Source organism: Siminovitchia terrae (genome assembly GCF_003605405.2).
GTDB classification, from domain to species: domain Bacteria; phylum Bacillota; class Bacilli; order Bacillales; family Bacillaceae_C; genus Siminovitchia; species Siminovitchia terrae.
The window spans coordinates 38,793-51,963 of sequence record NZ_QYTW02000005.1; the positions used below are offsets into that span (position 1 = coordinate 38,793).

General features: G+C 36.1%; 11 protein-coding genes. 9 read left to right on the forward strand and 2 right to left on the reverse strand.

Translation table 11 applies throughout. The annotated features are described in order from the left end of the window. Nucleotides 1–455 precede the first annotated feature (455 nt). From D5F11_RS26130 to D5F11_RS07310, 3 genes are all read left to right on the forward strand, one after another. The gene (locus D5F11_RS26130) at nt 456–629 is read left to right on the forward strand and encodes a hypothetical protein (protein ID WP_185830558.1); all 174 of its coding nucleotides are present in this window, start codon (nt 456–458) and stop codon (nt 627–629) included. A 43-nt stretch (nt 630–672) separates the two neighbouring features. Beyond that, on the forward strand, nt 673–1,110 hold the full coding sequence (locus D5F11_RS07305; RefSeq protein WP_120117570.1) for a GNAT family N-acetyltransferase: 438 nt from the start codon (nt 673–675) through the stop codon (nt 1,108–1,110). Nucleotides 1,111–1,248: 138 nt separating this feature from the next. Continuing rightward, complete coding sequence (locus D5F11_RS07310) at nt 1,249–1,695, forward strand: GNAT family N-acetyltransferase (protein WP_120117571.1); 447 nt, start codon at nt 1,249–1,251, stop codon at nt 1,693–1,695. Between the two features lie 102 nt (nt 1,696–1,797). Here D5F11_RS07310 and D5F11_RS07315 read toward each other — a convergent pair whose 3' ends face one another. Then, entirely contained in the window at nt 1,798–2,679 is an 882-nt protein-coding gene (locus D5F11_RS07315; protein WP_120117572.1) for a LysR family transcriptional regulator, read from the reverse strand. Nucleotides 2,680–2,794: 115 nt separating this feature from the next. Between D5F11_RS07315 and D5F11_RS07320 the strand changes: the two genes are divergently transcribed. Next, nucleotides 2,795–3,481, forward strand: a complete 687-nt coding sequence (locus D5F11_RS07320) for a class I SAM-dependent methyltransferase (protein ID WP_245998119.1) — start codon at nt 2,795–2,797, stop codon at nt 3,479–3,481. A gap of 159 nt (nt 3,482–3,640) precedes the next feature. On the opposite strand, the gene D5F11_RS07325 is transcribed toward D5F11_RS07320, so the two are convergent. Further along, a complete protein-coding gene (locus D5F11_RS07325; RefSeq protein ID WP_120117574.1) occupies nt 3,641–4,534 on the reverse strand; it encodes a DMT family transporter in 894 nt (297 codons plus the stop codon). Nucleotides 4,535–4,728: 194 nt separating this feature from the next. Between D5F11_RS07325 and D5F11_RS07330 the strand changes: the two genes are divergently transcribed. From D5F11_RS07330 to D5F11_RS07350, 5 genes are all read left to right on the forward strand, one after another. Continuing rightward, entirely contained in the window at nt 4,729–6,105 is a 1,377-nt protein-coding gene (locus tag D5F11_RS07330; protein ID WP_120117575.1) for an aminotransferase-like domain-containing protein, read from the forward strand. Nucleotides 6,106–6,352: 247 nt separating this feature from the next. After that, nucleotides 6,353–8,389, forward strand: coding sequence for a penicillin-binding protein PBP4(5) (gene pbp4, locus D5F11_RS07335; protein WP_120117576.1), 2,037 nt, complete (start codon nt 6,353–6,355; stop codon nt 8,387–8,389). Between the two features lie 105 nt (nt 8,390–8,494). Further along, a complete protein-coding gene (locus D5F11_RS07340) occupies nt 8,495–8,884 on the forward strand; it encodes a BlaI/MecI/CopY family transcriptional regulator (protein WP_120117577.1) in 390 nt (129 codons plus the stop codon). Further along, a complete protein-coding gene (locus tag D5F11_RS07345; RefSeq protein ID WP_120117578.1) occupies nt 8,881–10,677 on the forward strand; it encodes a BlaR1 family beta-lactam sensor/signal transducer in 1,797 nt (598 codons plus the stop codon). Before D5F11_RS07340 ends, D5F11_RS07345 begins: the two co-directional genes overlap by 4 nt. A gap of 121 nt (nt 10,678–10,798) precedes the next feature. Then, nucleotides 10,799–12,820, forward strand: coding sequence for a peptidoglycan D,D-transpeptidase FtsI family protein (locus D5F11_RS07350; RefSeq protein ID WP_120117579.1), 2,022 nt, complete (start codon nt 10,799–10,801; stop codon nt 12,818–12,820). Nucleotides 12,821–13,171: the final 351 nt, after the last annotated feature.

The following is a 13,171-nucleotide window of genomic DNA, read 5'->3' on the forward strand; positions in this document are numbered from 1 at the left end:
CGCACCTTGCAGCGCAGTCGATGGAATACAGAAGGAATTTCTTGTTGCGAAATCGAAGAAATAAGTCAATCAGAGAAAATATTGGATAACCCTGAACATGAAAAGAAGGTGATGGGGATATGGAAAAAATTATGGTGACGGGAGTTTCTGCAAGTGTAGAAAAATCTACATTTGCTAAAAGATTTGGGAGAAGCTTTGAAAATTGATGTGTATCATCTAGATACATTGTTCTGGAAACCTGGATGGAAGGAAGCGACGATTGACGAATTTTCAGCAGACCAAAGGATGATTATTAATGATTTATGACCAATGGATTATGGAAGGCAATTATACTAATACATATGAGATTAGGGCTGAATATGCAGATACGATTATTTATTTAGAGCTTCCCCTGTATGTCTTTATCGAGTTTTAACTACATTCAGCAGAAGTCTCCCACTTCAGTAAGTGGTGAGATGAATGCATATTGGTATTCCATTCAGTGGGGGGTCAAACCCCGGCTGAATAAAGTTAAAGTCTCCGGCGGATGCCACAGATTTTCAGAGGAAATTTATCGAACGGAGCTCGATAAAATCTGGGCGCAAATACGCCAAGGCGCATTTGATTGTAATTTAGAATGGGTGATTTAATATTGGGATTTTTAAAACATGTTAGGAGGAATCGATCTTATTAATGGATATTAGAAAACCTACTGATTCAGAGCTTAAAAAGATTTTGTTACTTTCTCCACAAGCTGTATTTGATGGCACATTGGGAGAAGTATTACCTTCCAATGAAAAAATCAAACACCTTGTTGAGACACTATTGGAAAAGGGAAGTTATTATTTAATTGCATCACACAACGATAAATTGATGGGCTGGATTCTGATTGGACCAAGTAAAGACCAATTTACTGATAAGATGAATGGATTTATTTATGAACTATTTGTTATAGAAGAATTTAGAGGTAAAGGAATTTCAAAGCGGTTAATGATGGCAGCCATTGACTACTTAAGACAAGATGGATACTCTGAAATACGTCTTAGTGCTTTTGCAGGGAATCAAGCTATTAAACTATACAAAAAAATGGGATTTAGCATAAGAACGGTTACTATGAGCTTGACGTTATAATCTACCTTTTTTACCAAACTAGCTCCAGCCCTTTAATTCATCATTGGCGCTATTTAAGAATAAGGATTGTGTTTTTTCTGATGTCAAGTGAAATAAGTTGAACAAGAGATAATGAAATTAACCTAAAGGAGAGTCATAATGACAGAAAAAATAATACCGATTACAAATGAGAAAATAGAAAAATGTATTGAACTTTATATTAATGTTTTTAATAGTGGACCTTGGAATGAGACTTGGACATATCAAACTGCTAAAGAAAGACTTACTGACTTAATGCTTACGCCTAAATTCCTTGGTTTTTTATTATATGAAAATGACAATTTAATTGGATTTATCGCGGGAAATAGTAAGAAAACGTTCACAGGATTAACTTTTTATATAGCTGAGTTCTGTATAAACAATCAAATTCAAGGCAAGGGCTACGGTTCCAAACTACTCCTTTATTTAGAAGAAGAACTAACGAAAAGAGATATTTATAGTATTTATTTATTAACTGCGACTGGAGGGCATGCAGAAGCTTTTTATCTGAAAAATAATTATTCAATAAATGTGGATAGGATAGTTATGAAAAAGATTTTATCATGATACCACCCGTGTATCCATTTCATCCGCATGGCATGGAAGAACTTCATGATTTATTAGATGGAATAACTAAAATAGCCCTCCTTTTCTCACAGCCGATTTGATTTAGGTAATCAACATTTTTTCAAATTCCTTTGTCAGGAAAGAGGTAAATAGTTGCACTTCGGGAGTTTCGATTTTAGTCACTACATACGTAAAAGAAGTTGTCGATTGGACCTTATCATGTTTTATTTCAATCATTGTCCGTTGTTTTAGTTCTTCACGGACCATAGATAATGGAAGGTACGATACCCCTAACCCCTTTTCAATAAAGCGCTTGGAGATTTCAATTTGAGTGACTTGCATTGTACGAATGCGTGGATATGATCTTTTAATCTCGGTTAGAAGATTGCTCCAATAAGTGGGATGGTTGTTTGTTAACACCCTGTATTGTTTAAGAACTTCCTCCTCAACAGGAAAGTTTTCATTTTTCCTATAGGGTGCGACTAGGATAACTGGATCTTCGTGAATGATCTCACAAGATAAGTTTTTCTGAGCAGGCTCCATTCTGGAGATGCCGATCTCTGCTTTTCCAAGACATAGCTGTTCTCCTATTTTGAATGAATTTACAATGTCTACAATGATCTCGATATCAGGATATTCATCTATAAAACCTCGCAGAATTCCTGGGAGTACAGAGGATGCAATTTGTGGAGCTACAGCAATAGTCAGTTTTCGATTATATCCTTGTTTCCAGGCTTCAAATTCTTCCATCCCCTTATCATATTTCTCTACAATCTCTTTAGCATACGAAAGAAACTGATAACCAGCAGGGGTCAGAGTAATATTTTTACCAACTCTGTCAAACAATTTAGTATTCAAATGGCTTTCCAGTTTCTTTATATGTTTGCTGAGAGCTGGCTGTGTTAAAAAGAGATCCTCTGAAGCTCTGCGAAGGTTTTCATACTTAGCAGCTGTGATAAACGTTTTTAACCACTTTATGTCCATATGTTTCATCCCTTTTATTGATAACAGTTCGTTATCAATTTTCGATAATATTGTTATTTCTAATTATATACTAGATGTTTTACAATTGAATTAGAAATCTTCGGAGGGGATGGATATGGATACTGTTATTGATAAGGTAAAAGAAAAATTTAATCAAAATGCACTTCAATATGATAATCAACGAAGAAAGTTAATTCCTTGTTTTGAGGACTTTTATTCAGTTCCAGTCTCGATTATTGAGACTGACAAGGAGACACCAAAAATTTTAGACATAGGGGCGGGAACAGGGTTATTTGCTTCTTTCGTAAAAGAAAAGTACCCTAAAGCTAAAATCACTCTAATCGATATCTCCGAAAATATGTTGGAAAAAGCTCGGAGTCGATTTAAAGAAGAGGAAAATATTGCGTATATTAACGCTGATTATTCTGAGTATAAATTTGAAGAGCAGTTTGATGTTATAGTATCTTCACTTTCTATACACCACTTAACTGATGAAGCAAAAAAAAAGTTGTTCAATCATGTTTACAACTTATTGACCCCTAAAGGGATTTTCGTAAATGCTGATCAAGTGCTTGGCCATACACGATTCATAGATTCCATGTATAAAAATGATTGGAATAAAAAAATTGCTATGTCTGGTTTAGCGGAGAGCGAGATTCAGGCCGCACACGAGCGAACCAAACTTGATCAGATGGCTACATTAGATCATCAAATAAAATGGTTGAGCGATAGCGGCTTTCAAGATGTCGATTGTGTCTACAAATATTTTAACTTTGTTGTATTGTTTGCCAGGAAGGACTAATTTTTAAGAGGTCGTTTTGGTCAAAATGGACCAAAACGACCTCTATCATTTGAAGTCCTTGTCACATTACTTGCACATCCATCACGGCCAGACATTTCTTCTGGAGGCCTATATACTCCAATGATTACTGAAACTGTGAATGAAATGCCATTTATTATTTTACTGATGTAATCCCTTCTTTACCACTGCAGCATTCTTTCCAAATATAACGGAAAATACAACAACTACAGCCATAAGGATAGTAAATAAGGTGATGGATTCATTCAAAAATAATGCGGCAAATGTAATCATTAAAAAGGGTTGTAGATATTGAATCTGACTAACTCTTGAAATTCCTCCCATCGCTAATCCGCTGTACCACGCTACATAAGCTAGAAATTGACTCACTACTGCCAGATAAATAAAGCTAACCCAGGCTGTTAAAGGGGCATGAAGCATCTCGCCAGTTACGTTTAGAAAAACTGGAACAATGAAAAACGGAGCAGCGATAATGATTGCCCATGCAATCACTTGCCAGCTGCCTAATTCTTGGGCTAGTTTGCCGCCTTCTGCATAACTGAGACCAAGTATAATTACGGCACCTAGCAAAGCTAGATCCGCATACTGCAGCTGGCCAAATCCCAGATAGGCAGCATAGATAATAACAGCCAAAGATCCAACAATGCTTGAAATCCAAAACTTAAGAGAAGGGACTTCACCTGCTCTCAATATGGCAAATCCAGCTGTAGCCAATGGTAATAGCGCTAATTCCACAGCGCCGTGAGAAACAGGCAGACTTTCCATCGCCCACGAAGTGAGTAAAGGAAACCCTAAAACGGCGCCAAGGGAGACAATAACCAAACTCTTGAATTGCCGGGCAGAGGGCAGTTTTTCTTTTCTAATGATCAATACAAGAATAACTAATATAGAGGCAACGATTGTTCTTCCTAAACCGACAACTGTAGCTCCAAAATACTCCACTGCTATCCGTGTTGCAGGGAGAGTTAAGCTAAAACAGATGACCCCTACTAATCCTAACAGTAATCCCACTTTTTCTTTTCTTTCTATTTGCATCGTGTCCAGCTCCTGACTTTATATATTTTGTACTCTGTACCTGCTCCAATAAATGAAGTTCTCCCTTACAAACAAAGTTTTTTGTTCGTTTTATTGAAAAATCTGTCCTAGTATAATTAAAATGTTAAGAGGAGTTACTTTAAAAATAAACAACATTTTTGTTGATCTGTACTGGTACAGAAAGGAGAACGAATATGAGTGCAAAGTATATTGGGATTATGGAAGAAATTAAAGATCGACTGGCCAAAGGAACACTCATTTCAGGCAGTAAACTTCCTTCAGTGCGCCAATTGTCTGAAAAGTTCTCTTGTAGTAAAAATACGGTAATTAAAGCCTATAATGAACTGGAAAAAGAGCATTTCATTTATTCAGTTCCTAAAAGCGGCTATTATGTTGTAAATGAATTTCAAAGCCGTGAAAACAAAAAGAATGCTATTGATTTCTTGTCTGCAGGACCAGATAAAGACGTAATCCCTTATATTGAATTCCAGCATTGTATCAATCAAGCGATTGATACATATAAAGAAGAATTATTTACTTATTCCGACCAGCAAGGACTTTACTCACTAAGAGTTGAATTAATGAAATATTTGCAAAGCCTACAGGTATTTACCAATCCTGAAAGGTTATTTGTTGTGTCTGGATCTCAGCAAGCCCTAAATTTATTAGTTTCTATGCCATTTCCAAATGGAAAAAACAATATTCTGATTGAACAACCTACTTACTTTGGTTTTATTGAGTCGGCAATCATTCATAAGCCCACTACTTTTGGTATTGATTTAACAATGGATGGGATTGACCTTGATCGTTTAGAGTACATCTTTCGATATAATGATATTAAGTTTTTCTATATTGTTCCGAGATTTCAAAACCCACTTGGACATAGCTATACGAATATGGAAAAGAAAAAAATCGTTGAATTAGCTGAAAAATACGATGTGTATTTGGTTGAAGATGACTTTTTAGGGGAACTTGATCCAAATTTAAAATCAGATCCACTTTTCACGTTCAACCCTTCCGGAAGAGTAATTTTTATTAAAAGCTTTTCCAAAATTTTTCTTCCAGGCTTACGGGTGGCTACTATTGTTCTTCCTGAATTAATGATCAACAACTTTTTACGTTATAAATTTAGTGCGGATTTTAATAGCTCTGTACTCTCTCAAGGGGCACTGGACATCTATTTAAAAAGCGGAATGCTTAATGGGCATATTAAAAGAATAAAAGAGGTATATCATAAAAAGATGAGGCTTCTTCAAGAAGCATGCGAGTTATTGCTTCCAGAACATACTTCTTTTACCAAGCCGCCTACAGGATTCTATCTATCTGTATTTCTTCCAGAGGATGTAACAGCAAAACAAGTAGTTAACTTGTTAAGAGAACGGAATATTTATGTTGATGATGCGTCCAGAATGTTCCTGCCTGAATATAAGAAGGAAAATCTACTTCGATTATGCATTTCTCAAGTTAACGAGAGTCAGATTAAACCAGGAATAGAGCAGTTGGCTCGTTGTATTAATTTCATTGACAGTAGAAAAAATTATTTTACACAAAATAATCATTTGCTCTTTTAGCAGCGATTGGAAGGCATTTGTGAGAGGGGGACACAATAGAAGCTGTAATATCCAGAGTTGAAATAAAGAATGACAACTCTTAACGAATACCTCAGACCGACCATGCCTTTTTTATGTAAAAAATGTTGCGATGAATTTGCCATTTAAAAAATTTGTGCTATAATCAGTACAAATATTACAAGTGTAGTTTTTTAAAGTTAATTACTACATTTGTAATAGTTAATTGAAAGAAAAGAAGGTAAAGACCATGAAAAGCAGGGTTAAAAGCAAGAGGATAAGGATCAAATCTTATTCCGTTATGTTATTGGTCATTTTAGCAGGGCTCGGAAGTACTGGTCTATTCTTGATTAAACATCATACTGACAACAGACAGATGCGGGAAGCTGCAAATAACTTTATACACATTTTAGAGAATAAAGAGTATGAAAAATTAGGTGATGTACTTGAAAAGCAATCGTATACTTCAGCAGATTATACTTTGGAGGATGTGAAAGATAAATACGATGTTATATTTAACGGAATGAATATTGATAGCATCCAAGCTTCCGAGATTACATTTGAAAAAATAAATGACAACGAACAAGAAATTTCATTTCGGCTAAATTTTACTACTCCATTGGGATCGCTGGACAATTTGGCATACCATACAAAAATCATAAAGACGGACGGCCATTACAGGGTAAAATGGGATCCTTCATTAATTTTTCCCGGAATGGAGGGAAAAGACAAGGTGACATTTCATCAATGGAAAGCGGAACGCGGAGAAATTAAAGATCATCTTGGCAACGGGTTGGCGATAAATGAAGAATTTAAAGAGGCGGGAATTGTACCGAAAGATTTATCCCAAGGGAATGAAAAAGAAAAAAGGCTGCAAAAAATTAGTCAACAATTTGATATCTCGGTAGAGGAGCTACGTCAAAAATTAGATCAAGATTGGGTAAAAGATGACTTATTCGTCCCATTAAAAGTGATTGAATCAAATGAAGCGGAAGTAATACCTGGTATTTCTTATCGGACTACAAAGCTACGTTATTATCCTTTAAAGGAAGCCGCGGCTCATTTAATCGGATATGTAGGGAAAGCGACAAAGGAAGATCTGGAGAAAAAAACATATTTGACAGAAGGGGATGTGATTGGCAAAGCTGGATTGGAAAGAGCTCTTGACAAAGAGCTAAGGGGGGAAGATGGAGGAGAAATCCTTATTGTTGATAAGAATGGAAAAGAGAAACAAGAAATTCAAACTCTGAAGAAAGTGGACGGAAAAACGATCAAACTGACAATTGATAACTATATCCAAATGGAGGCATTCAAACATTTGAAAGGAAAAGCTGGTTCTACCGTTGTAATGGAACCGAAAGAAGGCGGACTATATGCCGCAGTCAGCTCTCCTTCATTTGATCCGAATAAAATGGTTCAAGGCATATCCCAGCAAGACTACGATAAATATGCAAATGATGAAAATAAGCCATTTATTTCAAGGTTTGCAACAGGTTATGCACCTGGCTCTACATTTAAAGCGATCACCTCTAGCATCGGTCTTGATGCCAAGGTGACATACTCAAATAAACTAAGAAAAATAAATGATTTAAGTTGGCAAAAGGATAAAACCTGGGGAGGATATTCAGTTACTCGTGTTTCTGATGTACAAAATGTAGATATGAGAAAAGCACTTATTTACTCTGATAATATTTACTTTGCTCAAGAAGCGTTGGAAATGGGGGAAAAAACTTTTAGAAATGGTCTGAGACAGTTTATCTTTGGGGAGAAATTAGATTTGCCCATTGCAATGAATGCAGCCCAAGTTTCTAATAAACCAACATTTGAATCAGAAATTCTGCTGGCCGATACTGCATATGGACAAGGAGAGTTATTGATTTCTCCTATTCAGCAAGCAGCCATGTATACTGTTTTTCAAAACGAAGGAAAGGTTGTTTATCCAAGATTGCTAGTTGAAAAAGGCGAGTGGAAAACAAAATCTGCCATCAGCAGTTCAACGGCAAATGAGATGAAAGACTGTTTGGAAGAAGTAGTAAATGACCCAAATGGAACTGCCCATCTTTTATACAATCAACGGTTTCAGTTAGCTGCCAAAACTGGTACTGCAGAAATAAAAACGCAGCAAGGAGAAAAAGGAGATGAAAATAGCTTTTTACTTGCCTTTGATGCGGGGGATGATCAATTTCTTCTTCTTTCACTTGTAGAACATTATACTGCAGGCAGTTCCGCAACCCAGTTGAATAAATCATTCATAGAGGAGTTATACGAATATTTTCAAATCCGTTAGTTTTTCAGGAAATCATTTACTCCAACCTGCAACCACATTGAACTTTAAGCAATTGCCCCTACCTGCTATAATAAATACTACAAATGTAAAAGCAGGAGGGCCACGATGAAAGAGATACCACAAATATCAGAAGCAGAATATGAAGTCATGAAAGTAGTATGGGAAAATGAACCGATTTCTACTCCAGAGGTAGTGGAAATCGTATCGAAGAAAGTTGATTGGAAACCAAATACCATTCAAACAATGCTTTCACGCCTGGTGAAGAAAAAGGCCCTGCAAACGAGAAAGAGCGGGAGGGTTTTTATTTATACATCGCTGATTGAAGAGCATGAGTATGTGGGACAAAAAAGCAAGTTGTTTCTTAAGCAGTTTTTCGACGGAGCCTTAAATTCAATGGTGTTGAATTTTATTGAAAATGAGCAGCTGTCAAAGGAAGATATCTCTGAACTAAGGAAAATATTATCTGAGAGGGATATGAAGGAAGGAAAAAAATGATGGATACCCTTATACTGCGTTTAGTATTAAGTACGTTAGTGGTATCCTTCCTTGTCTTAACGATTCTTTCTACGAAAAAAATATTTCATCAACATATGTCTATGAAAATACACTATCGAATTTGGTATTTCCTTTTCCTCCCTTTTATGACCACCTTTTTACCTTGGAATTTTTTCCAGCTAGGAGGAATCTATGAATATATTAAGGGGCTATTTGTTAGTAATGGGGCCGCATTTAAGGATGAACGAATAAGTGGATCGGATATATCGCAAACGGCAAATGCCAACTTATTGCATGATTTTGCAGTATCTGTGAATAATTCGACGCCAACATTCTTCCTTCATGTCTTTATTGGAGTTTGGGTCATTGGAATAATCCTTTTCATTGGGATGGCGTTATTTGCAAACTATCAGCTCTATCTTTTAAAAAAATCAGCTACAGTGATAAACAATCAAAAAGTAAATGAAATGTTAGAGGTATGCAAAAAGGTTGTTGGAGTGAAGAAAAAGATTTTATTAAGAGAAACCTCGCTTATTACCTCACCAGTAACTCTCGGACTTTTTCAGCCATATATACTCTTGCCAAAGAATACAGGTGAAGCATTCTCGTTAAATGAATTAAAATATGTTTTTCTACACGAATTGAGCCACCAAAAGAATAAAGATATATTGGTTAATTATGCCATGTGGTTGTTACAGATGGTGTATTGGTTTAATCCATTTGTATGGTATGCCTTAAAGAACATGCGAATAGATCGTGAATTGGCTTGTGATGCTTCTGTTCTAAAGGTTTTGGACGAGAGTGCATATACCGAATATGGATACACGATCATTCGTTTTGCGGACAAAAAATATGGTCGGCTATATGGTCAGTTTGCCTCAGGAATAGGGGGAACGAAAGAGCAGATTAAACGGAGGATTCGGAGTATTGCAGATTACAAGGGAGACTCACTGGTGTTGAAATGGAAAAGTAAAGGAATCTGCATGGTTTTAGGACTTTTTGTGTTATGTCTTAGTACGTTCCCCACAGCTTTAGCCGATTCAAATAATGTGTATCATTTTAGCGAGAAGAACACTGTTTATGAAGATTTAAGTTCATATTTTAACGGGTACTCTGGGAGCTTTGTTTTATATGATTCTGCTACAAAAAACTACCAAATTTATAATCAGAAAAAGAGTGAACAAAGGGTCTCTCCTAACAGCACATATAAAATTTATTCTGCATTATTTGCTTTGGAAGAAAATATTATCTCTGTAAAAAATGATAAACAAAATTGGGATGGAACAGTTTATCCATTTAAGGCTTGGAATAAAAGTCATGATTTATCTACAGCATTGAGTAATTCGGTCAATTGGTACTTCCAAAACTTGGATCGGGAAATGGGAAAAAAACAGTTACAATACTATCTTCATAAGATAGAATATGGGAATGAGAATTTGGCTGGAAAATTGGACAGCTATTGGATACAATCTTCATTAAAAATATCGCCGATTGAGCAAGTGCAGCTACTTTACGCACTAGATGAAAATACATTCGGCTTTAATGAGGAAAACATTCGAGCTGTAAAAAAAGCTATCTTCATTGATAAGCAAAAGTTTGGTCAGTTATATGGAAAAACCGGCACTGGTATGATAAATGAGAAACATGTAAATGGTTGGTTTATTGGATTTGTAAAACAAGAAGACCACACCTATTATTTTGCTTTAAACATCCAAAATGAAAAAGGCCATGCCAACGGAAGCAAAGCAGCAGATATTGCAACCAAAATACTACATGACAAACATATTTATTAAATGCAATCCCAAAAAGGATTCTTCCTTTTTGGGCATTTTCCACCTCAAATACTACAATTGTAGTATTTGAGGTGGAAAATGAATCATACTACATACTGCCAGAATAGAAGGTGTTTTGACGATGAAAGAAAAAAAGAAAAAACTGACAACCTTTCGAATGAATCTTCTGTTTTTTATCGCTTTTTTACTTTTTTGTGTGCTGATTTTTCGACTGGGGTATCTTCAAATCGTGCACGGTGAGCAATTCAATAATGAAATGAATAAATCGAATGTAATCGTTGTAAAAAAGCCTGTTCCAAGAGGATTGATCTATGATAGCAAACATCGCCTGCTAGTGGGCAATAAAGGGATAAAAGCCATTACATATTTTCGCTTGAATAATACTAAGCCGGATTCTATGTTGAAGGTAGCCGAGGAGCTGACGAAGTATATTTCCATAGATACTTCCGAGCTGAAAAATCGTGATTTACAAGATTATTTTGCTGCAAAGTATCAGGAGAGGATCAATAAAAGGTTAAGTGGAAGAGAAAAGCAATTACAAGGAGGGGAATTATATAAGGCCCAAATCAAAAAGGTAAGCGAAAAGGATATAGCTTCTTTGAGCCAAAAAGAAAAAAGCGTTGCTATGCTGTATAAGAAAATGAATAGCACTTCTGAATTTGATACAGTTATGATAAAAAATAAGCATGTTACAGAAGAAGAAGTGGCCAAGGTCAGTGAACATTTGCAGGATTTACCGGGAATTGACATTGCGATGGATTGGGAAAGAGATTACAAGGAAGGGGCCATGTTAAGAAGTGTTTTTGGTTCAGTAACTACCGAGAAAATGGGTTTGCCCAGTGATCAAGAAAAACTCCTACTGGCAAAAGGCTATGCGCTGAACGATCGAGTTGGAAAAAGCTATTTAGAAAAAGGGTATGAAGACATTTTGAAAGGGACAAAGCAACAATATGAGTTAACAATAAACAATGGAAAACTAGAAAAATCGAACCTTAAAACAGAAGGAAAAAAAGGAGATAATCTCGTACTAACGATAGATATTGATTTTCAAAAAAAGTTGGATGAAATTGCAACGAACGCATTGACTCAACGGAAAGGGAAATTGGCAGATCGCCTTTATATTAGTGCTATTAATCCGCAAAATGGTGAAATTCTTGGTATGTCCGGGAAAAAGATCAATATGTCGACAGGTGAAATAGAAGATGATACGCTGGGTGTTTTTAATACACAATATACAATGGGCTCAAGTATAAAAGCAGCTACCGTTCTTGCAGGATACATGGACGAAGTCATTTCCCTTGATGACAATGTAATGATGGATAAACCACTTAAATTTGCAGAAACCAAATCGAAAAGTTCATGGTTTAATCGAAATGGGAGTATGGCATTAAATGATACTACAGCATTAGAAGTCTCTTCAAATTCCTATATGATGCAATTGGCAATGCGAATGGGTGGAAAATATCAGTACACTCCTGGGGAAACCTTGAGGATGGATAGTGATGCAGTATTTAAAAAACTGAGATATTATTATTCCCAATTTGGTCTTGGCGTCCCGACTAGAATTGATATTCCAGGTGAGTCTGCAGGTTTAAAAGGCTTGGAAAGTAATCCTGGCCTTGCACTTGATCTTGCTTTCGGCCAATTTGATACATACACAACATTGCAATTAGCTCAATATATTTCGACTATAGCGAATGGCGGCAATCGAATTGCCCCGAGGATTGTAAAAGAAATTAGAGGCACTAATGAGCGGGGGGAATTAGATGAGCTGAAAAAAGATTTTTCCCCAAAAGTATTAAATCATTTAGAGATTGATGATCAATATATTAATAGAGTCAAAATGGGGCTATATAATGTTGTCCACGGCAGCAATCAATACGGGACGGGAAAAAAGCTTGCAAGTTCACCCTATGATATTTCAGGAAAAACGGGAACGGCTCAAGCATTTTACAGCGGACCTATCGAATCGGCAAATATGACAGCTGTATGGAACTTAACCTTTGTCGGTTATGCACCATCAGAAAATCCGCAAATCGCTATTTCTGTTGCTCTCCCTTTTATGGATACTGATAAAGAAGATGCTATATTAGATATTCCCAAAAAGATATTTGATGCTTATTTTGAGCTCGAATCTAATTAACTTCATTCAGGAGAAATCTCCCACTTCTGTAAGTGGTGAGATGAATGTCTACTGGTATTCCATTCAGTGGGGGTTCAAACCCCGGCTGAATAAAGTCAAAGCCTCCGGCGGATGCCACAGATTTTCAGAGGAAATTTATCGATAAAATCTGGGCGCAAATACGCCAAGGCGGATTTGATTAAAAAAAGGAGCGCCCCCAAAACTTTAATAGCAGAAAATGCTTCTTACTTTTACGAAGAAATGATGATAAGAGAAAATAATTTCATTTTATATTTTGAATAATAGAAGAAGGAGTTAAGCCTCTTTCTGCTGAATAAAGTTGAATAGAAGCAGTTAATCAGAAGAGAGATG